The sequence below is a fragment of the Endozoicomonas sp. ALC020 genome (genome assembly GCF_049275935.1).
GTDB lineage: Bacteria > Pseudomonadota > Gammaproteobacteria > Pseudomonadales > Endozoicomonadaceae > Endozoicomonas_A.
The window spans coordinates 2,908,033-2,930,921 of the sequence record NZ_CP184830.1 but is presented as its reverse complement, the minus strand read 5'-3'; the positions used below and the strand labels follow the sequence as shown (position 1 = coordinate 2,930,921).

19 protein-coding genes and 4 tRNA genes are annotated in these 22,889 nt (G+C 48.3%); 6 read left to right on the top strand and 17 right to left on the bottom strand.

The features are described 5' to 3' along the window. Positions 1-135: 135 nt before the first annotated feature. Positions 136-321, top strand: coding sequence for a fructose-bisphosphatase class II (locus ACOJUO_RS10560; RefSeq protein WP_422140066.1), 186 nt, complete (start codon positions 136-138; stop codon positions 319-321). A 146-nt stretch (positions 322-467) separates the two neighbouring features. Here the strand turns inward: ACOJUO_RS10560 and ACOJUO_RS10555 are convergent, their stop codons facing one another. Next, positions 468-1,043: a hypothetical protein gene (locus tag ACOJUO_RS10555; RefSeq protein ID WP_422139769.1), complete on the bottom strand. Its 576-nt coding sequence runs from the start codon at positions 1,041-1,043 to the stop codon at positions 468-470. Positions 1,044-1,262: 219 nt separating this feature from the next. Between ACOJUO_RS10555 and ACOJUO_RS10550 the strand changes: the two genes are divergently transcribed. Further along, complete coding sequence (locus ACOJUO_RS10550; RefSeq protein ID WP_422136673.1) at positions 1,263-1,634, top strand: hypothetical protein; 372 nt, start codon at positions 1,263-1,265, stop codon at positions 1,632-1,634. Positions 1,635-1,762: 128 nt separating this feature from the next. After that, positions 1,763-2,119 (top strand): YgiW/YdeI family stress tolerance OB fold protein, encoded by a 357-nt coding sequence (locus ACOJUO_RS10545; protein WP_422139768.1) that lies wholly within the window; start codon positions 1,763-1,765, stop codon positions 2,117-2,119. A 99-nt stretch (positions 2,120-2,218) separates the two neighbouring features. Here ACOJUO_RS10545 and ACOJUO_RS10540 read toward each other — a convergent pair whose 3' ends face one another. Beyond that, a complete protein-coding gene (locus ACOJUO_RS10540; protein ID WP_422139767.1) occupies positions 2,219-3,931 on the bottom strand; it encodes a choice-of-anchor I family protein in 1,713 nt (570 codons plus the stop codon). Positions 3,932-4,459: 528 nt separating this feature from the next. Here ACOJUO_RS10540 and ACOJUO_RS10535 point away from each other — a divergent pair. Then, complete coding sequence (locus tag ACOJUO_RS10535; protein ID WP_422136670.1) at positions 4,460-4,774, top strand: helix-turn-helix domain-containing protein; 315 nt, start codon at positions 4,460-4,462, stop codon at positions 4,772-4,774. Positions 4,775-4,883: 109 nt separating this feature from the next. Here ACOJUO_RS10535 and nhaA read toward each other — a convergent pair whose 3' ends face one another. Beyond that, the gene (gene nhaA / locus ACOJUO_RS10530; protein ID WP_422136669.1) at positions 4,884-6,287 is read right to left on the bottom strand and encodes a Na+/H+ antiporter NhaA; all 1,404 of its coding nucleotides are present in this window, start codon (positions 6,285-6,287) and stop codon (positions 4,884-4,886) included. Between the two features lie 422 nt (positions 6,288-6,709). Here nhaA and ACOJUO_RS10525 point away from each other — a divergent pair, with 422 nt between their 5' ends. Beyond that, positions 6,710-7,237, top strand: a complete 528-nt coding sequence (locus tag ACOJUO_RS10525) for a hypothetical protein (protein WP_422139766.1) — start codon at positions 6,710-6,712, stop codon at positions 7,235-7,237. Between the two features lie 113 nt (positions 7,238-7,350). Continuing rightward, complete coding sequence (locus ACOJUO_RS10520; protein WP_422139765.1) at positions 7,351-8,721, top strand: Fic family protein; 1,371 nt, start codon at positions 7,351-7,353, stop codon at positions 8,719-8,721. A gap of 228 nt (positions 8,722-8,949) precedes the next feature. Here ACOJUO_RS10520 and rpoC read toward each other — a convergent pair whose 3' ends face one another. The 14 genes from rpoC to ACOJUO_RS10450 form a co-directional block, all read right to left on the bottom strand. Then, entirely contained in the window at positions 8,950-13,161 is a 4,212-nt protein-coding gene (rpoC, locus tag ACOJUO_RS10515; protein WP_422136666.1) for a DNA-directed RNA polymerase subunit beta', read from the bottom strand. Between the two features lie 64 nt (positions 13,162-13,225). Continuing rightward, the gene (rpoB, locus tag ACOJUO_RS10510; protein ID WP_422139764.1) at positions 13,226-17,302 is read right to left on the bottom strand and encodes a DNA-directed RNA polymerase subunit beta; all 4,077 of its coding nucleotides are present in this window, start codon (positions 17,300-17,302) and stop codon (positions 13,226-13,228) included. 120 nt (positions 17,303-17,422) lie between these two features. Beyond that, the gene (locus ACOJUO_RS10505) at positions 17,423-17,695 is read right to left on the bottom strand and encodes a hypothetical protein (protein ID WP_422139763.1); all 273 of its coding nucleotides are present in this window, start codon (positions 17,693-17,695) and stop codon (positions 17,423-17,425) included. 84 nt (positions 17,696-17,779) lie between these two features. Beyond that, a complete protein-coding gene (rplL, locus tag ACOJUO_RS10500; RefSeq protein WP_422136664.1) occupies positions 17,780-18,157 on the bottom strand; it encodes a 50S ribosomal protein L7/L12 in 378 nt (125 codons plus the stop codon). Positions 18,158-18,289: 132 nt separating this feature from the next. Then, on the bottom strand, positions 18,290-18,820 hold the full coding sequence (gene rplJ, locus ACOJUO_RS10495; RefSeq protein WP_317143700.1) for a 50S ribosomal protein L10: 531 nt from the start codon (positions 18,818-18,820) through the stop codon (positions 18,290-18,292). A 345-nt stretch (positions 18,821-19,165) separates the two neighbouring features. Further along, positions 19,166-19,861: a 50S ribosomal protein L1 gene (gene rplA / locus ACOJUO_RS10490; RefSeq protein ID WP_422139762.1), complete on the bottom strand. Its 696-nt coding sequence runs from the start codon at positions 19,859-19,861 to the stop codon at positions 19,166-19,168. Continuing rightward, positions 19,861-20,295, bottom strand: coding sequence for a 50S ribosomal protein L11 (gene rplK / locus ACOJUO_RS10485; RefSeq protein ID WP_252177357.1), 435 nt, complete (start codon positions 20,293-20,295; stop codon positions 19,861-19,863). The genes rplA and rplK overlap by 1 nt, the downstream gene beginning before the upstream one ends. A gap of 173 nt (positions 20,296-20,468) precedes the next feature. After that, positions 20,469-21,002 (bottom strand): transcription termination/antitermination protein NusG, encoded by a 534-nt coding sequence (gene nusG / locus ACOJUO_RS10480; protein ID WP_317143703.1) that lies wholly within the window; start codon positions 21,000-21,002, stop codon positions 20,469-20,471. Positions 21,003-21,011: 9 nt separating this feature from the next. Further along, a complete protein-coding gene (secE, locus tag ACOJUO_RS10475; protein WP_422136662.1) occupies positions 21,012-21,383 on the bottom strand; it encodes a preprotein translocase subunit SecE in 372 nt (123 codons plus the stop codon). 60 nt (positions 21,384-21,443) lie between these two features. Next, positions 21,444-21,519 (bottom strand) — tRNA-Trp (locus ACOJUO_RS10470). 147 nt (positions 21,520-21,666) lie between these two features. Beyond that, positions 21,667-21,742 (bottom strand) — tRNA-Thr (locus ACOJUO_RS10465). A 17-nt stretch (positions 21,743-21,759) separates the two neighbouring features. After that, positions 21,760-21,833: transfer RNA gene (locus tag ACOJUO_RS10460), tRNA-Gly, on the bottom strand. A 70-nt stretch (positions 21,834-21,903) separates the two neighbouring features. Beyond that, positions 21,904-21,987 (bottom strand) — tRNA-Tyr (locus ACOJUO_RS10455). 105 nt (positions 21,988-22,092) lie between these two features. Then, complete coding sequence (locus ACOJUO_RS10450; protein ID WP_422139761.1) at positions 22,093-22,791, bottom strand: SPOR domain-containing protein; 699 nt, start codon at positions 22,789-22,791, stop codon at positions 22,093-22,095. Between the last annotated feature and the right edge of the window lie 98 nt (positions 22,792-22,889).

Below are 22,889 nucleotides of genomic sequence, written 5' to 3'. Positions count from 1 at the left end.
ATTTTTGGTTTTAGTTCCTTATAAATACTTGGATTTTTAACTCGTTCTGTCATCAAGGTGTTTTTTCTCTCCCGAAATGCGATAGATAATCCCCTTTAGGGCGATGAGGCAGGACATCAACAGGATCTTGCTTTACTGGCTGACGCCACCCCGGCCACCGGTATTACCAAGGGCGACCTGCTGGAAGGTGTTTCCCGCCAAGGTAATATCGCAGAAACCGAAACACTGGTGATTCGTGGTAAATCCTGTATGATCCATCGTATCAAGTCTATCCACTATCTGGATCGTAAAGATGACGACATCAAGGGTGCCATCCTTTAACTTTGTTTTCCTCCGAGCCATTGTCTATTGAAAACAGAAATGGCTCCTTCCTTCTTTTGTTCATGGCTCTCGTCAATTAAATCTGGCAGCAGTGACTGAGGGATCAGCCAGGAGAATATGCTCTCAAAATAGCTCAGCAAATCATTTTAATGATTTCTTACGTGATAATTGGCAACAACCCCGACAACAGACACGGCAGCTAAACAGAAAGCTCCGGGGCTTCCCATAACGGCATAAGTAGCAACACCACTAGCAATACCGGTGGCAATACCCGTAGCATAATCGACAGTCATTCCATAGTATTGAGCATAAGTAGCCAAGAAACCTTCGGTAGCAAAACCAGCAAACATAGGCGCGCCACTCCCAATATGGCCCTCATCTGCAACTGCTGCAGCTGCACATGCGGTAGCCCCGCAAGCAATCCCAACAGTAAGCGAGAGAGTTGGGTGAACAAACATGTCAACAGTCTCGCAAATAAATTTAGTAGTTCGTTCCAAAATAGTTACCATGCGTTTCTGCAATGGAATTTGTTCTATCTCTATATCATCACCAGATAATTGTTCTCGACAGAGATGGCAGTTTATTTGGTTACTTCTTTCCAGCCCTGCCTGCGTGCATGACCTACCAGAAGCATTTCCACAATTTAGAGTGCTTGGAGTGTTGCTTTCACAATGTTTTGTATCTTGACATATTGTTCTTATATCACCGTTAAGACTATTCATATCAAAGACCTCCTATTATATTTTCAGTTGCTTTCAACAATATTAGATACTTAAATTTGGTTTTAGTTCCGTATGAATACTTGGATTTTTAACTCGTTCTGTCATCAAGGTGCTTTTCCTCTCCCGGAAGGCGATAGATAATTCCCTTTGGGTCTTAAAGCATTGCACTGAGCAGCCGTGACAGGTAGCGTTAAAACATTGACTCAATGGATTGAGCACATGTTAACGACACTGCCGCGCCTCCTTACGATTTTTTTATCGCTTCTGCTTGTCAATCTGGCCTGGGCATCGGAACCCGAGCTCTGGTATCAGAAGGTCTGGTGCGAAGGTAGAGGCGGAGAAGTTGAAGCCAGACTCGACGACGGTAGACGTGTCGATTGCATAACTGACCTTCACGCCATCGAAATGGATTTTGCCAACAAATGGCCTGAAGCCATCGGCCAGTCTCTTGCCTATGGAATGCTGACCAAAAAACAGGCTGGGATTGTGTTGATTCTGAGAAAACCATCCGACCATGAATATTGGGAACGCTTACAACAGGTTCTGGAGCACTATAAACTGCCGGTTACTACCTGGAAGCTTGGCCCCTGAAGCCACAGTTTTTTCTTTTATGAAAAAAGTTTAATGATTCACTCATCTTCCGGTTAACTGCTTTCGATTAATCTAAGCCCACCTTTTACACAAATACCCATTTCGAAAGAAAACCGGAGATTGAAACCATGAATAAGACACTATCTGCTTTCCTCGCTGCTTCAACGATCGCACTGACCACTGGCAACGCATTTGCTGAATACACCGGCCCCATCAGCACACCCAGGATCAATGATGTTGCTTCCATCATCGAAAACCCGGTTGATGACTCCCAGGTGGAACTTACCGGTTACCTGACCAACAAAATCGACGATGAAACCTACACCTTTTCAGATGGCAACGACAGCATTCAGGTAGAGATTGAATCCAGAGACATGCCTCAGGTGCAGATCAATGAAAAGACCAAAGTTAAGATTTTGGGCGAAGTAGAAAGCGGTGCTTTTGAAACAACCGAGATAGAAGTCGAAAAAATCACCGTCATCTGAACAGAGCTTCACTTTAAACAAGGGTTGCCGGAAATTCTCTGGCAACCCTCAACCCTTTGAAGACAAAAACGATAATAATCTACCGAAAGGCACGTCTAATCAATCTACCTGATATACCAGTGTAGAACCAGAGACTTCATGACCGATTATCAATAAAGGCTTTCCAGTTGGACTGTCAGTGGCTTCTACAAACTTCATACCCTCCGGAGAAACATCCCCCGCTTTTTCTGGTTCTTTCTCAGTATCAACTGAAAAATCACGGTTGTAGACATAGCTGACAAACTTGGCTTTTTCAGGATGAGTCACGTCGTACATCAGGACACCGCCGGTTCGTTCCAGACCAATAAACGCATATTGACGTCCATCAATCTCACCCACAGCCAATGCCTCTGGCTCAGGGCCTTTGTCGTCACTGCGGTTATCACCTTTGGTTTCTTCGTCATTATTGTTGAAGTGTTTACCCAGCACAGCAGCCGTCACTTCTTCAAAGTCGCTGCCTGAGTCATAGACCAGCTCACCTGTTTCGTTCCAGATAGAAAATGAGCGTGCTCCGTAGGAGTAAAGTTCTTCAAACTTGCCGTCGTTATCCGAATCACCCAGAGTGTTGGTAATTTTCAGACGAGCCAGCTTTTTCTGGTCTTTGGCTGCTTCAGCGTTAGGATGCTCCAGGGCCACCTTAACCTTTTTGGTACGAACTTCTTCTGTGAACCCCAGGCAACCGTCTTCATCATCGTATTTCAGACCACCAGAAGCCAGACATTGAGCTTCAGAAGCAGCTTTGTACCAATAATCTCTGGCATCACCTTCGTTGGCTGTTACAACATAGGTTTTACCTTCTACGGAATAGGTAGCAATGGTATCTGGCTGATACATACCATAGACACCACTCCATTTTTGCAGATTCACACCACCGTCTTTATTGCTGGCATCCATCGCAAACTGACCATAATCCTTGTAACCAAGGGGAACAATAGAATCAATGCGAGCATTGGCAATATCAACCAATGCCAGGGCATTGTTTTCCTGCAGAGAGACGTACGCTGTTCTGGAATCATCAGAAACGGCTATGTACTCGGGCTCAAGATCCTGAGCCACAGAAGCATCACGACCAAAAACCCTGACATCCTCTGGCAGCTCACTGTTTCTGGAGTACCCCTTGTTGAAAGCAGTGAAAGTAGCATGACGTGGTTCTTCCAGTTTGCCTTCAGAGGTAACCTTGACGACACTGACTGAACCTTCCGGGTCAATTTTGTAATCCGATGAGGGTTCACCTTCGTTCGCTGTCAGCAGGTATTTTCCATCGGGCGTAAAGGTCACCATATCAGGCAGTGCACCTACAACCTTATAGTCACTGAATACAGCGCCACCTTCAGAATCGAGCTTATAAACAATGACAACGCCTTTCTTTTGTTTGTCACTATTTTCAACAGCAACAGCCAGCAGATCGCCATGAACAGAAACGCTGTTGGCGGTGCCCAGCTTCATGCCGTCAATACTGGATTCAAGATTGATCTTGCCAATTTTGAGTATATTGGAATCCATGGTCGGATTAGCCAGTGGCTGCCCCTTGAATGATTTACCGCTGAGAATATCTACGGTTTTATCAAGGGCGTTGACAACATAGATAGATTGACTGGCTTTATGCCAGGCCACAATCTCTGCAGCACCTTTATGGTAACTGCCAGAAGCATATCGAGCGATCGGCTCCATGGTGGGATGGGAAACTTCAACGTTTTCCTGAACCATTGAACAGCCAGCCAAAATGAAGGGAGCTGCCAGAGTGATAGCGTTGCGAGCGAGTTTCAGTTCCATTGAGATTCCTGATTTTATTCAATTTGATCAGGGCTTTTTATAACGGTTACAAATGACTATTTAATGACATTGTTGACACAAAGACGACAAAAACTGGCTTTTCTCGTCCCACCACTGGAGAGGCTATAGCATAAAGGAATACCCCGCTGTCATATTTCTCAAAAAAAATGCTACCTTGAAACGCTCTGACCATCGATAAAGGCAGTTTATGATGAGGAAGTTATTAACATTACTTTTTCTTTACTTCGTAGCATCTGCATCAGCGGCAAATGCAAATCCTAAAATATTTCAAGCAGCTGAGAAATTTATACTTTTGTGTAACGTGTTAGCATTAAAAATTATGCCTCCGGGGTAAGATGCGCTTTGCTGGCAAGGGTAAAGGCAGACGCGGTGGTTTACGAGTCATTTATTATTATCTGGATGAACATCAGCGCTTTTATCTGCTGACCCTGTACAGCAAAAATGAAATGACAGACCTGACTGCCAGTCAGAGGAAAAAGTTAAGACTATTTATGGAGGCATGGCGTAATGAGCAATCGTGATTTATTCTCGGAACTCAGCTCTGCTCTTGCTGAAGCCAGGGAGCACTCAGAAGGTAAGTTGACGCTGAGAAGCCATCAGGTAGACGATAAAGGCGAGTTGAGCATCTCACCAGATGAGATTGTCGGTATTCGTGAAACGTTTAATATGTCCAGAGGCGTGTTTGCACGCTTGCTGCATACCTCTGTCCGCACCCTGGAGAACTGGGAGCAAGGGCGCAGTGTACCCAATGGTCAGGTCGTTACCCTGCTTAGGCTGGTCCAGCGCCATCCAGAAACTCTTTCGTATATTGCGAGTCTTTGAACAACACTTTCAAGGAATTATGTTGCAATGGCGAGAGCCGTAACTATATCCCTAAAAAACAAACCCGGAGCCAACTCCGGGTTATTCGTTCTCAGATAATAGTCTGACTTCAAGCCTGCTCAGCAGTAGCCTTTTCATCAGCCTTTGGAGAAGCTTTAGTCAAACAGATAAAGCCTGCAATACCCGCGATCAGGGAGGCAATCAGAACCCCTGCTTTTGCCAGTACCAGATCATTGGGGCTGCCAGCAAATGCCAGCTCTGATATGAAGATAGACATGGTGAAACCAATTCCGCCCAGGAAGGCAACACCGACAATATGCAGGAAGTTACATTCATGTGGCAAATCACCCCATCCCAGTTTCCAGCCTACCCAGGTAGCACCGGCAATACCAATTAACTTCCCTAATACCAGACCCAGAGTAACACCCAGAGTGACGTTATTGAAAATCTCGGTATCCCCGGAGAATACATTAAAGGGTATACCGGCGTTAGCCAAGGCAAAAATAGGAATGACGATATAGGTAACAGGCAGGTGCAGACCCGTTTCTATTTTCTGCAGTGGAGCTTCTGCAAGGCGGGCACCATTACCCAGAGCCCGAACGTAAGCCAGCACTTTTTCATTTCGCAGAACATCTTCACCAGGGCGGTAACTCCGGTCAAATCGTCGAATCAGATTTTTTACCTGAAAGCTGAATGCAACTGGATCGTATTTGGGTTTTGCCGGTATGGCAAAAGCGGTAATAACACCAGCCAATGTCGCATGAATACCTGCTTCGTAGAGCTGAAACCAGAGGCCCGCACCTATTAGCAGATAAGGCAATGGACTACGAATACCGGAAGCATTGAGAACCCATAATAATGCAGTAAATCCTGCAGCCCATAGCAAAGCAAGCTGATTGATTTCGTTGGTATAGAAGACGGCAATGATCATGATAGCGCCCAGGTCATCCACAATGGCCAGGGCCACCAGGAAGGTGATCAGGCTTTTAGGAACACGACCACCCAGCAGCGCACAAGTACCAACAGCAAAAGCAATATCCGTTGCCATTGGAATGCCCCAGCCGTCTGCAGCAACACCGCTCGGGTTGATACCGGCATAGATCAGTGCGGGCACCACCATACCACCAATCGCCGCCATGATAGGCAATACGGCATGCTTGAGGTCGGAAAGCTCACCGACAAGGAATTCACGCTTGAGTTCGAGACCAACATGGAAAAAGAAAAAAGCCATCAAGCCATCATTGACCCAATGGTGAACAGACATCTTCAGACCACCGTCGCCGAATGAGACTCCGGCGTAGGTTTTCAGGATCTGTTCATAGAGGGGGTACAGATTACTGTTCGCGATCACCAGAGCGATGACAGCGCAGATCATCAGAAGGATACCGCTGGTCGTTTGACGATGGATAAATTCTTCAAAAGGCGTGAGGATGCGGTCAAATGCCACCTCCCAGCGAGCGTTATAAACCTTGCCTTTTCGACCTATAAATTTTGTGAAATTATTTCCCGCCACAGCAACTCCTCAAGAGCATCAAGCTTGACACCGTAGACTACATCATGAGGTTGTTGATGTCTCGTGAATGTTCAGTGAGTCTTTTATTACCTGTAGTCAGTCGTCTGTTGAAGGTTTTATCTCTAAACCTCTCAAGTTTAAAAAAGAGGGCTTTTCTCCTGAGCCGGTTGCTGTTTAACACAGACATAGCAAGCTGTTTCCATCAACTCGTTCCTCAAAAAAGCATTTCTTCATATTATTACCTTTCTCGATAATTGGTAGAAAAATATAATGCCTGCTTCAGCCGCCTTATACGATCGGCTGGGCGCAGCGAATGAGCAGATAGCATTTACTATGTGACTGCTTGAATAGTGTATTTGTGCTAATGTTGATTAACTGTGATCGAGGCCGAATCAAAGTAAAATTTTCAAGAGAGAATCACAGTGAAAAGATCAATGATAATATTTTTATTTATCTCGTTTATTTCTACTGCTGCTGAAATAAAAAAGATTTCTAACAATCAGTTTGAATACAAAAACAATCAAGGTGAAATAAGAAAAATTCTAATAGATAAGCCAATAGGAATGGTGAACTATATAGCTGTCATCAGGCAGGCTATATTCACAAGGTTTCTGATACGAACAAACGATGGGAACCACTATCTACACCATGAAGCCTTCGAAGTACCAGACTCTCCATTAGCTGCATATTATAAGCAGCTCAGTGACAATCAACGAACACCATTTGTTACCACGGAGGGATTATATAACCTCGCAAGTGCAGGAACATTTCTTAACTCACAACAGCCTGCAACAGAGCCCAGGCACGTAATGATCACAACCGCTCTTAGCGATGTGCAAAGAAGCAGTTCTGGCGATAAGTTATACATTCGTCCAATGCATGAAAATGACGCATTTGTCAGAGTGACGGGAGGCGTTTATTCCATTGTCTTTCAGGCTCATTTCAAATGAAATTTGCGGTCTAAGGTCAGTCTGCCTTTAAACGTCCCAGAATCTCCTTTATTTGTCCTTTACATGTCCTATAATTGTCCGAATAGGATTTTAAGGGACACATTTAAGAGACAATGATGACGTTAAGTATTGGCGATCAACTTCATGAAATCATTAAAGTTATAGAGCTGAATTCAAGTGGTCTGGCTCGAAAGGAGATCTCAGATCTACTTTCTTTTTCTATAAATAACAAGACATTACAGAGACGGTTAAACAGCCTTTGTGCTAACGGAGTTATTGCAAAAGAAGGAAACAAAAGAACAACAAAGTACTATCCGACTCATCTTTCCCGAACCGATAGTAAGAGACAAAATAAGGACAAATCGAGCTTAATTTTCAGCCCCAATAGCCAGAATGCTCTTTATTTGCTGGAAACACCGCTGCATGCCCGGACGAGAGTGTCCTATAACAGGGAATTTATCGAAGCTTATGTCCCTAACGAAACAAGTTATGTCCCTTATGACATTCGCAGACAACTATTCCTGAAAGGTAAACGCTTTGATCAACAGTTAGCCGCTGGCACCTATGCCCGTCAGATATGTCAGAGACTTCTGATTGACCTGTCTTACAACTCAAGTCGACTTGAGGGAAATACTTACTCAAAACTTGACACTCAGAAGCTGATTGAAAATGGCATTACGGCTGATGGAAAAATTCATGAAGAAACCGTGATGATTATGAATCACAAAGAAGCAATTCTGTTTCTCATTGAAAATGCAGAATTGATCAAACTCGACAGTTTTACTCTATTCAACCTGCACAACCTCCTCTCCCAGGACTTACTGGCAAATCCACAGAGTTGCGGTAACATCCGAACAGTAACCGTCGAAATAGGAAAATCAAGTTACACGCCTCTCGAAAACCCTCATATCCTTAGAGAAATGCTGGAACTGATACTGGTCAAAGCCAATAAAATAGAAGACCCATTCGAACAGAGCTTCTTTCTTCTGGTGCATCTTTCATACTTGCAGGCATTTGAAGATGTCAATAAGCGCACCTCTCGCCTGACTTGTAATATCCCATTTATCAGGCAGAATCTATGCCCTCTAAGCTTTACCGATGTCCCCCGCGATGACTATATTGCCGCACTGCTGGCAATTTATGAATTTAATGACATCAGCCCTATGCTGGATCTATTTGCCTGGGCTTATCTTCGCTCCTGCAATCAGTACGAAGTTGTCAAAAAGTCACTGGGTGAGATCGATGCCTTCCGAGTCCAACACCGACAGTTGAGAAAACAGGTCATGGGTCAGGTCATCCGTGATAATTTACACCGTCAAGATGCGGCTCAACTTATCGAACAATTCTGCCTGAACAATGGCATCGGAGATGTTGAGAGGTTTATGGCTATGACAATGACCGACCTTAACAATCTCCACGCTGGCGCTATCATTGGCCTTGGAATATCAGAAAGCCAATTTTATATCTGGCTGGCTGGGAAATAAGCAGCAGCACTCGTTCAACCAACCTGCCATTGCTATTGGTTGTCACGAAATTGCGTTACATAGAAATAGCTTACCGTGTCTGCGTCAGAGCGTACCAAACTACAGGTAAATAAAAGCCATCGTTGAACATTTACGAGACAGCAACTGGCTCTGTGAAAATAAGAGAGGTCACCCGAAGGCAGCCTCTCTCATTTAGCTCACTGTATAAAAACAGGCGTCAGCCTATTTTTACACCTCGCCGAAGTTAAGAGCTTCAGACAGAGCCGCTTCAACTTCAGAAGCAGATACCTTGCTCGGTACTTCAAACTCAGGCTCTTCACGACCCTTACGACGTTCTTCGTGGTAAGTCAGACCTGTACCTGCAGGAATCAGACGACCCACGACTACGTTCTCCTTCAGACCACGCAGGTAGTCACGCTTACCGGTAACAGCTGCTTCGGTCAGAACTCTTGTGGTTTCCTGGAAGGAAGCCGCAGAGATGAAGGACTCAGTGGCCAGAGATGCCTTGGTGATACCTAGCAGAACCCTGTCGTACTTGGCAAGAATCTGATCCTGATCGCCCAGCTTCTCGTTTTCTTCCAGAACAGTGGTCAGTTCTAACTGGTCACCGCGGATCAGAGAAGAATCACCGGTGTCGGTCACTTCAACTTTACGCAGCATCTGACGCAGAATGGTTTCGATGTGCTTGTCGTTAATCTTAACGCCCTGCAGACGGTATACATCCTGGATTTCGTTAACGATGTAACGGGCCAGCTCACCAACGCCAAGTAGACGCAGAATGTCGTGGGGGTTCGTAGGACCGTCAGAAATAACTTCACCCTTGGTCACCTGTTCACCTTCGAACACGTTCAGGTGACGCCACTTCGGAATCAGCTCCTCATAAGGATCGCTGCCATCGTTCGGGGTGATGACCAGACGCTTCTTGCCCTTGGTCTCTTTACCAAAACCGATGGTACCAGTGATTTCCGCAAGGATAGAGTGCTCTTTGGGCTTACGGGCTTCAAACAGGTCGGCCACTCGTGGTAGACCACCGGTGATGTCCTTGTTACCGCCGGACTGCTGCGGAATACGGGCAACTACGTCACCAATTTCTACCGTCGCGCCGTCGGCCAGGTTCACCAGAGCGTTCGCAGGCAGGAAGTACTGTGCTGTTACATCAGTATTTGGCAGCTTCAGTTCTTTGCCATTAGCATCCAGCAACTGGATAGCAGGACGGATATCCTTTCCAGCAGAAGGACGATCCTTAGGATCCAGAACTTCGATGTTGGACAAACCGGTCAACTCATCCGTCTGAGTCTTGACGGTAATGCCTTCTTCCATGCCCAGAAACTTAACGGTACCGGACAGTTCGGTCACGATGGGGTGGGTGTGTGGGTCCCACTTGGCCACTATCTGACCGGCTTCTACTTCAATACCGTCCTTGACAGACAGAACCGCACCGTATGGCAGCTTGTAACGCTCACGCTCACGTCCGAATTCATCTGCGATAGCGAGCTGACCAGAACGGCTTACAGCAACTAGCGCACCGTCTTTACGTTCAACGTGCTTCAGGTTCAGCAGACGGGCGGTACCCTTGTTCTTAACAGAGATGTTGTCCTGTGCAGATGCACGGGATGCAGCACCACCGATGTGGAAGGTACGCATGGTCAGCTGGGTACCGGGCTCACCGATTGACTGGGCAGCGATAACGCCGACCGCTTCCCCTTTGTTAACCAGGTGTCCACGACCCAGGTCACGGCCATAACACTTGGAACAGATGCCGTAGCGGGTTTCACAGGTAATTGGAGAACGAACCCTGACTTCGTCAACGTTCATCAGCTCCAGGCGCTTAACCCAGGCCTCATCGATCAGGGTACCGGCAGGTACAGCGATTTCATTCTCTGCACCCGGCTTGAGTACGTCTTCAGCAACCACACGACCCAGGATACGTTCACCCAGAGGTTCTACGACTTCACCACCTTCGATGTGCGGAGTCATCTGCAGACCACGGACAGTGCCACAGTCGTCTTCAGTCACTACCAAATCCTGGGCAACGTCTACCAGACGACGGGTCAGGTAACCGGAGTTCGCTGTTTTCAGAGCGGTGTCTGCCAGACCTTTACGAGCACCGTGAGTAGAGATGAAGTACTGCAGTACGTTCAGACCTTCACGGAAGTTTGCGGTAATCGGCGTTTCGATGATGGAGCCATCCGGCTTGGCCATCAGACCACGCATACCGGCCAGCTGACGAATCTGTGCAGCACTACCACGAGCACCGGAGTCGGCCATCATGTAAACGCTGTTGAAGGATTCCTGTTCTTCCTCTTCACCCTGACGGTTGATCACGGTGTCGGACTTCAGGTTGTCCATCATGCGCTTGGCCAGCAATTCGTTGGCACGGGACCAGATGTCGATCACCTTGTTGTACTTCTCACCCTGTGTCACCAGACCGGAAGCAAACTGGTTTTCAATCTCACGCACTTCTTCGTTAGCGTCATCAATGATACGGCTCTTGTCGCCCGGGATAACAAAGTCGTTAACACCGATTGAGGAACCGGAAATCGTCGCATAATGGAACCCCATATACAGCATCTGGTCAGCGAAGATAACGGTTTCCTTGAGACCCACGTTGCGATAACAGGTATTCAGCAGACGGGAGATCGCCTTCTTCTTCATGGTCTGGTTGACCAGTTCGAAAGGCAGACCTTCAGGTACGATTTCCCATAACAGGATACGACCAATGGTAGTATCTGCCAGGAAAGCGTTGCTGTGCTCTACGCCGTCGTCGTCTTTGTACTTTTCAGCAACACGTACCTTGATACGGGCATGGAGATCAGCATGACCGGTACGGTAGGCACGCAGGGCTTCGTTTACGTCAACGAAGGCCATGCCTTCACCCCTGGCGTTAATACGGTCACGGGTGATGTAATAAAGACCCAGTACTACGTCCTGGGAAGGTACGATAATAGGTTCGCCACTTGCTGGTGCCAGAATGTTGTTGGTAGACATCATCAGGGCACGGGCTTCCAGTTGAGCTTCCAGAGTCAGAGGTACGTGTACCGCCATCTGGTCACCATCAAAGTCAGCGTTATAAGCCGCACACACCAGCGGATGCAGTTGAATCGCCTTACCTTCGATCAGAACCGGTTCGAACGCCTGGATACCGAGACGGTGCAGTGTAGGTGCACGGTTCAGCATCACCGGGTGTTCTCGGATTACATCAGCCAGAACGTCCCAAACCTCAGGGGTTTCACGCTCTACCATCTTCTTGGCAGCTTTGATGGTGGTCGCCAGGCCTTTGGCTTCCAACTTGCCGAAAATGAATGGCTTGAAGAGCTCCAGAGCCATTTTCTTGGGCAGACCACACTGATGCAGACGCAGGGTAGGACCTACGGTGATTACAGAACGGCCAGAGTAGTCAACACGCTTACCGAGCAGGTTCTGACGGAAACGGCCCTGTTTACCCTTGATCATGTCAGCCAGGGATTTCAGGGGACGCTTATTGGAACCGGTGATAGCACGACCGCGACGACCATTATCCAGCAGCGCGTCTACAGATTCCTGCAGCATACGCTTTTCATTGCGGACAATGATGTCTGGAGCATTAAGATCGAGCAGACGCTTCAGACGGTTGTTACGGTTGATTACACGACGGTAAAGGTCATTCAGGTCAGACGTCGCAAAGCGACCACCATCCAACGGCACCAGAGGGCGCAGATCGGGTGGCAGAACCGGCAGAACAGTCAGAATCATCCACTCAGGGTTGTTACCTGATTTGTGGAAAGCTTCCAGCAGTTTCAGACGTTTGCTCAGTTTCTTCAGTTTGGTTTCGGAATTGGTCTGCGGAATTTCTTCGCGCAGCATGTCAACTTCTTCACCCAGCTCGATGTCAGCCAACAGAGCTTTGATGGCTTCAGCACCCATACGGGCATCAAAGTCGTCACCAAACTCTTCCAGAGCCTCGTAGTACTGCTCATCGTTCAGCAGCTGGTTTTTCTCCAGGGTCGTCATACCCGGATCAATCACTACGTAAGACTCAAAGTACAGTACCCGCTCGATATCACGCAGGGTCATGTCCAATAACAGACCGATACGGGATGGCAGAGACTTCAGGAACCAGATGTGAGCAACAGGGCTGGCCAGTTCGATGTGACCCATACGGTCACGACGCACTTTCGCCAGCGCAACTTCTACACCACATTTTTCACAGATGACACCACGGTGCTTAAGACGCTTGTATTTACCGCACAAGCACTCGTAGTCCTTAACCGGACCAAAGATCTTGGCACAGAAAAGGCCGTCACGCTCAGGCTTGAACGTACGGTAGTTGATTGTTTCCGGCTTTTTAACTTCACCGTAAGACCAGGAACGTACCATTTCTGGGGAAGCCAGACCGATACGAATCGAGTCAAACTCTTCGGTTTGACCCTGGGTCTTGAGTAGATTCAGTAGGTCTTTCAAGATCGCATCTCCTCGATCCACCTGCTGGCCAGACTATGCCTGACCGGCGGATTTCACGTATTCGTTATTCGGTGTCCAGCTCAATGTCGATACCCAGAGAGCGAATCTCTTTCAACAGTACGTTGAAGGATTCGGGCATCCCGGCTTCCATTCGATGATCACCATCGACAATGTTTTTATACATCTTGGTACGCCCGGTCACATCATCAGACTTAACAGTCAGCATTTCCTGCAGGGTGTAGGCAGCACCGTAGGCTTCCAGTGCCCATACCTCCATCTCACCGAAACGCTGACCACCGAACTGGGCCTTACCACCCAGCGGTTGCTGGGTAACCAGAGAGTAGGAGCCTGTAGAACGTGCGTGCATTTTATCATCAACCAAGTGGTTGAGCTTCAGCATGTACATGTAGCCCACAGTGACAGGACGGTCAAAGGCATCGCCAGTACGGCCGTCGTGCAATTTTACCTGTCCCGTGTCGCTCAGGTCTGCCAGACGCAGCAGTTCCTTAACTTCAGACTCTTTGGCTCCATCAAATACTGAAGTAGCCATCGGTACACCGCCGCGCAGGTTGTTGGCCAGTTCCACGACTTCTTCGTCAGTGAACTTGTCCAACTCCTCAACACGTCCGCCACCCACTCCGTTATAGACCTGATCCAGGAATTCACGGATTTCAGCGACTTTCTTCTGAGACTCGATCATGCGGTTGATCTTGTGACCCAGACCACGAGCCGCAGCTCCCAAGTGAGTTTCCAGAACCTGCCCTACGTTCATCCGAGACGGTACACCCAGCGGGTTAAGTACGATATCAACCGGATTACCTTCTTCATCATAGGGCATGTCCTCGACAGGCATGATGATGGAGATAACCCCCTTGTTACCGTGACGACCCGCCATTTTGTCACCTGGCTGAATGCGACGCTTGATAGCCAGATAAACCTTGACAATTTTCAGGACGCCAGGCGCCATGTCATCACCGGTCTGCAGCTTTTTCTTCTTGTCTTCGAAGCGCTCGTCGAGCTGTGCACGACGTTCTTTCAGCTGTTCTTTAGCCAGATCCAGCTGTTCGTTCAGGGCCTCGTCAGACATGGACAGACGGAACCACTGTTCGTGTTCCAGATCATTCAGGAATTCGTCAGTGATGGTGTTGCCCTTGCTCAGGCCAGGACCACGGTCGACAGGCTGACCACGCAGAGCTTCACGCAGACGATCGAAGGTATCTTCTTCAACGATACGGAACTCTTCGTTCAAGTCCTTGCGGTATTCGTCCAGAGCCGCCTTTTCGATGCCCTGGGCACGACTGTCTTTTTCAACGCCGTCGCGGGTGAATACCTGTACGTCGATGACGGTACCCTTAACAGAAGTTGGCACACGCAAGGAAGTATCTTTAACGTCGGAAGCCTTCTCACCGAAGATCGCACGCAGCAGTTTTTCTTCCGGAGTCAGCTGGGTTTCGCCTTTAGGAGTTACCTTACCGACCAGAATGTCACCGGCACCTACTTCAGCACCAACATGAACAATACCAGCTTCATCCAGTTTGTTCAGTGCAGACTCACCGACATTAGGAATATCAGAAGTAATTTCTTCCGGTCCCAGCTTGGTGTCACGAGCCACACAGGTCAGTTCCTGAATATGGATCGTGGTGAAGCGGTCTTCCTGTACAACGCGCTCGGAAATAAGGATCGAGTCCTCAAAGTTGTAACCGTTCCATGGCATGAAGGCTACGCGCATGTTCTGACCCAGAGCCAGCTCACCCATGTCTACAGATGGGCCGTCAGCCAGAATATCACCACGAGCGATGGTTTCACCGGCACGAACCAGAGAACGCTGGTTAATACAGGTATTCTGGTTAGAACGGGTATACTTGGTCAGGTTGTAGATATCGACACCGGCCTCACCTGGTTGCAACTCGTCGTTGTTGACACGAACAACGATCTTGGCAGCGTCAACGGTATCAATCACACCGCCACGCTGGGCAACAACGCAAACACCGGAGTCAGAAGCTACGTTACGCTCCATGCCAGTACCTACCAGAGGCTTGTCGGCACGCAGGGTTGGAACGGCCTGACGTTGCATGTTCGATCCCATCAGAGCACGGTTAGCATCGTCGTGCTCGAGGAATGGAATAAGGGATGCCGCAACGGATACCACCTGCTTGGTCGAAACGTCCATGTACTGGACTTTTTCAGGACCCATCAGAGTAAATTCGTTACGGTGACGAACGTTAACCAGCTCTTCAGTCAGGTTATTACTGTCGTCCATTTTCGCAGAAGCCTGAGCGATAACATACTCACCTTCTTCGATGGCAGAGAGGTAATCAATATCATCAGTTACCTTGCCATCTACTACCTTGCGGTAAGGAGACTCCAGGAAACCATAATCGTTAGTACGGGCATAGGTCGCCAAAGAGTTGATCAGACCGATGTTCGGACCTTCAGGCGTTTCAATAGGGCATACACGACCGTAGTGAGTCGGGTGTACGTCCCGAACTTCAAAGCCGGCACGCTCACGGGTCAAACCACCCGGGCCGAGTGCTGATACACGACGCTTGTGAGTCACCTCGGACAGCGGGTTGTTCTGATCCATAAACTGGGACAGCTGGCTGGAGCCGAAGAATTCCTTGATAGCCGCTGCAACAGGCTTGGCGTTAATCAGATCCTGAGGCATCAGGCCTTCAGACTCTGCCAGACTCAGACGTTCCTTAACGGCACGCTCAACACGAACCAGGCCGACACGGAACTGGTTTTCAGCCATTTCACCCACAGAACGGACGCGACGGTTACCCAGATGGTCAATATCGTCACAGATACCCTGACCATTTCGGATGTCTACCAACGTCTTCAGAACATCAACAATATCGGTGTTGTCCAGAACACCGGAACCGATGTCTTCTTCACGACCCAGACGACGATTGAATTTCATACGACCTACAGCTGAGAGGTCATAACGCTCTGCAGAGAAGAACAGGTTACCAAACAGGGTTTCTGCTGCTTCTTGAGTGGGTGGCTCGCCAGGACGCATCATGCGGTAGATTTCTACCAGAGCTTCCAGACGGTTTGTAGTAGTGTCACTGCGCAGCGTATCGGAAATATATGAACCGCAATCCAGTTCATTGATGTACAGGGTTTCAACCTGCTTGATACCAGCTGCCAGCAGCTTTTCGTATACTTCCAGGGTAATTTCAGTGTTGCAATCAACAATGATCTCACCGGTCGCGGAATCTATAACGGTTTTGGCCAGGACTTTTCCGTAAATGTACTCAACGGGAGCTTCCAGCTGTTCAATATTGGCTTTTTTCAGCTGACGGATGTGACGTGCAGTAACACGACGCCCCTGTTCAACCAGAACATTGCCTTCACCGTCTTTAATATCAAAGCTTGCAGCTTCACCACGCAGACGCTCGGCGGCAAACTCGGTACTGACACTTTCAGCACCGATGCTGAAATCTACAGTATCGAAGAAGTAGTTCAGGATCTCTTCATTACTCATGCCCAGAGCACGCAGAAGGATCGTAGCAGGCAGCTTACGACGACGGTCGATACGCACGTAAAGCATGTCCTTGGGATCGAACTCGAAGTCCAGCCATGAGCCACGGTAAGGAATAACACGAGCGGAGTATAGCAGCTTGCCTGAAGAGTGTGTTTTACCACGATCGTGGTCAAAGAATACACCAGGAGAACGATGAAGCTGAGATACGATAACACGCTCAGTACCATTGATTACAAAGGTACCGTTCTCAGTCATGAGCGGAATTTCGCCCATGTAAACTTCCTGTTCCTTGATATCTTTGATTGCCTTGTTGGCAGAGTCTTTGTCATAAATGATAAGGCGCACTTTCACCCGCAGAGGTACTGCGTAAGTTACACCTCGAAGTTGACATTCCTTGACATCAAACGCAGGAGTACCGAGCCTGTAGCTCACGTATTCCAGCGCCGCATTTCCAGAGTAGCTTACGATTGGAAATACGGATTTGAATGCAGCATGAAGACCAATGTCTTCACGTGCGGTCGGCTCTTTTCCGGACTGCAGCAGCTTGTGATAAGAATCAAGCTGAATAGCCAGAAGATAGGGCACATTCATGACATGCGGCAGTTTGCCGAAGTCTTTGCGGATGCGTTTTTTCTCTGTATACGAGTATGCCATCAGCGTTCCCCAGCTTGGTCACCTGGTTCTGGCTTCAGACCGTCTGGCCTGGCCATCTAGGTTTATTGAGGGCGGGTGGCCCCCTTTTGATACCCAATTAAAAAACGGTGATTTCAACCGTTACCGTTGCATGAGCTTTAGCGTCCAGAATGAAAGCAGGGCTTTCATTCTGAGAATCTGACCGGAAATTGCGCTCCAACGGATCATGATCCGAGCTGTCGATTTCCGGTAAGGCTCCCACTCTGCCAATGACACTGCAACTTTCTCAGATTGATGGAGATCTACTTCGGCGGTAACACACAGTTCAGCCTGTGCCAATACCGATCTGAATCCCATCAATTTAATAAGCCATCGAACACTGCCATCCAGCATGGAACGATATAGCTCATACAACGGAAAAAGGCCGGTGCCATAGAGGCACCAGCCACCTGAGTCTATTATGCAATAGGCTCTGGATATTTCAACGCTGTCGTAGAATTACTTAACTTCTACGGAAGCGCCAGCTTCTTCCAGCTGCTTCTTCAGGTCTTCAGCTTCTTCCTTGCTCACGCCTTCTTTCAGAGGAGCAGGAGCGCCATCTACAACAGCTTTAGCTTCTTTCAGACCCAAGCCAGTCGCGCCGCGAACAACCTTAATTACGTTTACTTTCTTGTCGCCAGCAGCAGTCAGAATTACGTCGAATTCAGTCTGTTCGGCAGCCGCAGCGCCAGCGTCGCCAGCAGCAGCAGGGGCAGCAGCAACTGCAGCAGCAGCAGAAACGCCGAACTTCTCTTCCATAGCTTCAACCAGCTCAACAACGTCCATTACGGACATTTCAGCGATTGCATTCAGGATATCTTCTTTAGACAGAGCCATTGTATGTCTCCAAAAATCTTTTTTGGGGTAAAACCCCGGAATTCATTAAATAAGAGAAAAAATCAGCCAGCTGGAGAGCACCCGGATTAAAGGCCTCCCACGCACTAAGGGCTTTAATGCCTGCCAAGAGGCTTAGGCGGCTTTCTTTTTCTCGTCGGCAACAGCTGCCATTACACGTGTAATGCTGCTTGGGAACTCGTTCAGAGTTCTGGCCAGCTTGGTTACAGGTGCAATCATTACACTCATCAGCATCGCGCGAGCCTGATCCAGAGTAGGCATCTTGGCCAGAACATCAATCTGTTCTGCTCCCAGAAGCTGTCCAGAGATGGACAGAGCCTTAACTTCCAGAGCATCGTTCTCTTTAGCGAAGTCCTTAATCAGACGCGCAGCAGCGCCCGGATCTTCCTGAGAGAAGGCCAGCACAGTTGGACCAACCAGAGAGTCTTGCAGGCACTCAAAATCAGTACCTTCAACAGCGCGCCTGGCCAAGGTATTACGTACAACCTTCAGGTATACGTTACCTTCACGAGCCTGCTTACGCAGTTGAGTCATCTGGTCAACCGTGAGACCACGGTAGTCCGCGATTACAGCCGACAGAGCGCTTTGTGCAGCCTCGCTGACTTCGGCGACAATCGCCTTCTTGTCTTCGAGTCCTAACGCCATTGGCTTTACTCCAAATTATGAAGTTAACACCCGGCTATTCAGCCACTGAGTAACCGGGCAGTTACAATACGGTGAAGGGTTAATAACAAAATACTGAAACAGTCTTTTGTATTGCTCACCGTCTACGCAGGAAATTAAGCGTCGATCTTTTTGTCAGGCCTCCTGGCCCAACCCTGATTTAACAGGCACAGATCTTCACACCTACGATCTTTGACGGCCTCCGAAAACCGGAGACCCCAAAGTCTTTCAGATACTGCAGATATCCTGCCTGCAGCTTTCCACTATTCGTTAACCAGCTCAGGGCTGACTCTCAGCTCCGGGCTGTTTTCAGCAAAGCTGTGAATATTAGATATTCAGGGAGCTCATGTCGATAGTCAGACCCGGGCCCATGGTAGAGGACAGAGTGACTTTCTTCATGTAAACACCCTTACTGGAAGAAGGCTTCAGCTTCTTCAATTCAGCCAGCAGTGCTTCAGCGTTCTCTTGAAGGGAGCCCGCTTCAAAATCGATTTTACCGATGCCCGCATGGATAATACCGTTCTTGTCAGTACGGAAACGTACCTGACCGGCCTTGGCGTTTTTAACCGCTTCAGCAACATTTGGAGTAACAGTACCAACTTTCGGGTTAGGCATCAGGCCGCGCGGACCCAGAATCTGGCCAAGCTGACCTACAACGCGCATCGCATCCGGAGAAGCAATAACTACGTCAAAGTTCATTTCGCCCGCTTTGACGTGAGCAGCCAGATCATCCATACCAACGATGTCAGCACCGGCTTCTTTAGCTGCTTCAGCGTTAGCGCCCTGTGTGAATACAGCAACACGAACGTCTTTACCAGTTCCTGCAGGCAGAACGGTAGAACCACGAACTACCTGATCGGATTTACGAGGATCCACACCCAGATTTACAGAAATCTCAACGGATTCTTTGAACTTAACGCTGGATACTTCCTTCAGGACGTTAGCAGCTTCTTCGAAGGAGTATGCCTTTTCAGCTACAACCTTCTCAGCTATCATCTTGGCGCGCTTGGTCATCTTAGCCATTATTCCACACCCTCCACGTTGACACCCATGGAACGAGCAGAACCAGCAATGGTGCGAATTGCCGCGTCCTCGTCTGCTGCAGTCAGATCAGGCTCTTTGATCTTGGCCACTTCCAGAAGCTGCTCACGAGTAGCAGTACCCACTTTTTCAGTGTTAGGGCGACCGGAGCCTTTCTTCAATTTCAGAACTTTCTTCAGCAGAACAGATGCAGGCGGAGTCTTGGTCTCAAAGGTGAAGCTTCGATCGCCGTATACGGTAATTATTACCGGAATCGGCATACCAGCATCCATCTCTTGAGTCTTTGCGTTGAACGCCTTACAAAACTCCATGATGTTCACGCCGTGTTGACCCAGAGCAGGACCTACAGGTGGTGAAGGATTAGCTTTACCTGCAGGCACCTGCAGTTTGATGTAAGCTTCGACTTTTTTAGCCATATCAACCTCAATAGTGGGTCTTCGCTTTAACAGTCACTTTCGGCTTCCACCAGACTGCCTCAGCTACCCGTTCAGGGCTTGCGCCCTTCAGATAAAAACCCTGCACTACTTACGCAGCACAGGGTCTTGAATTTTTTAAAGTCTGTTATGCCTCAAGACCCGCTCAAGACTGATCAAACTTTTTCAACCTGGACAAACTCCAGCTCAACCGGTGTAGAGCGACCGAAGATCATTACCGCAACATGCAGACGGCTCTTCTCGTAGTTCACTTCTTCCACCACACCATTGAAGTCCGCAAACGGCCCATCAATGACTCTAACCATCTCACCAGGTTCAAACAGCGTCTTGGGACGTGGTTTCTCAACACCTTCCTGAACACGCTGCAGTATGGCATCCGCCTCTTTTTCGGTGATTGGTGCAGGCTTGTCCGCCGTACCACCAATAAAACCCATGACCCGAGGGGTATCTTTAATAAGATGCCAGCTATCTTCGTTCATTTCCATCTGGACTAATACATATCCAGGGAAGAATTTACGCTCACTTTTACGCTTCTGACCGTTTCTGATTTCAACCACTTCTTCGGTAGGCACCAAAATCTCACCAAAGAGGTCCTCCATACCGTGAAGCTTTACGCGCTCAATCAGCGAACGCATCACCTGCTTTTCGTAGCCGGAGTAGGCATGAACCACATACCAACGTTTCGCCATTATTTATCCCTATCCAATCAGGCTGCTGATAATCCAGCCTAGCAGAGAATCAAGCGCCCACAAAATGAGCCCCATAATTACAACCACAGCTACAACAATCAGCGTGGTCTGAACAGTTTCCTGACGAGTCGGCCAGACTACTTTGCGAATCTCAACCTTAGCTTCCTTGACCAGCGTCCAAAAAGCATCACCTTTTACGGTTTGAAGCGCAACAAACCCGGCCACTGCAGCCAAGGCCACCAAAGCCAGCGCCCTGTAGAGAACAGAATACTCACCAAAGTAAACATTCCCACCAACACCAGCGGCCATCAGAACCGCAACAAGGGCCCACATGAGGCCATCCAGTCGTCCTTTAGGTGCTACTTCAGGTTTTCCACTCATCGGTTGACTATCTCTATTCGGAAAAGCTTTGCCAGAAATTATACTGACATAATATAGAAATGGCAGGCCAGGAGGGAATCGAACCCCCAACCCCCGGTTTTGGAGACCGGTGCTCTACCAATTGAACTACTGGCCTGTATCTTTGAGCAGTCTTGTGATACCTACCCCGATACAAGGACCGATCAATTATAATCGACCCCAATCAAGCTGAAAAGTCTTATTCTTTTTTAAACCCCATAAACAGAGGCAACCAACAGGAGGAATCCACCCCCTTTACACCATATGGAGCTCTTGAGCAGATTTGAACTGCCGACCTCACCCTTACCAAGGGTGCGCTCTACCAACTGAGCTACAAGAGCACTTAAATCAGAATTAATGGAGCGGGTAGCGGGGATCGAACCCGCATCATCAGCTTGGAAGGCTGAGGTTCTACCATTGAACTATACCCGCAAAGCAGGACCTACATCATGCAGTATGCCCACTTATCAAGCCAACTTACAAGAAAGAAGACTTAGAAATCTGGTGGTGGGGGCTGGATTCGAACCAGCGAAGCTTTCGCGTCAGATTTACAGTCTGATCCCTTTGGCCGCTCGGGAACCCCACCAAGTGCTGCGCCATTCTATTCAGGAGCATTTCAATGTCAAGTCCGTTCCCTGCCAACTATGCAGAAAGCTTGTCTTGTCTAGCCGCCCTGAAGCGCAGGCGTATATTAGTGAATCGAATCGTCGGATGCAACGCTTTTGCAGTTTTTTTCCAGCATTTTCAGATCATTGTATTCGTCAGCCTGCCTCTCCCAGAAACCGACGCTTAACTTCTTTGCTTCTGAATCTGTCATCTCCAGCCAGAATGTTTCAGGCTCACGGGGTAGCCTTTTAATAGCGGGTTCATAACCCGCCTCTTGTACACGACGACTGACTTCATTCGCCGAAACTTCCTTGCTGAATAACCCCAGAGATATGCCATTAGCCAGCTCACCCTGGGTAATCACAAAACTGTCTATTCCCTGCCCCTGCAACTCTCTTAACAACCTTATTGCCGACTGCCGATTACTTCGGGGAGGAATATGCACCCAGTAGTCAGCAAGTACTGCCTCGTTGTCAGAACGCTCCCTGCTCGAAATACCCAGAGAAAAGAGTTTCTGCTGCAGATGGTCTGCTTTTGCAGAGGATTCAAAAGGCCCCACTACAAGACACTGGGCTTCAGCGACTTTCTTTGTCGTTTTTTTCTCCCGCGTTTGCACAGGGAGTTCTGATGCTACCTCAGAGAGCAGCATCAATCTTTTACCTGCCTGTACAGAAACTTCGGCACCTACGTTTACAGCCCGGTAGGGCTTATGGGACTGATGATAATAACCCCAGACAAAATAGCCGGCATTGGCAAAGAGAAGTACCAGGACGATCCAGCGCATACTAAAAACCGAATTTTGGAAGTTAAACTCTATAAATAGCTTCTATAAACAGCTTTTATAAACAGTATGACTTCCCATTAATTTTAAATCTGGGTGAT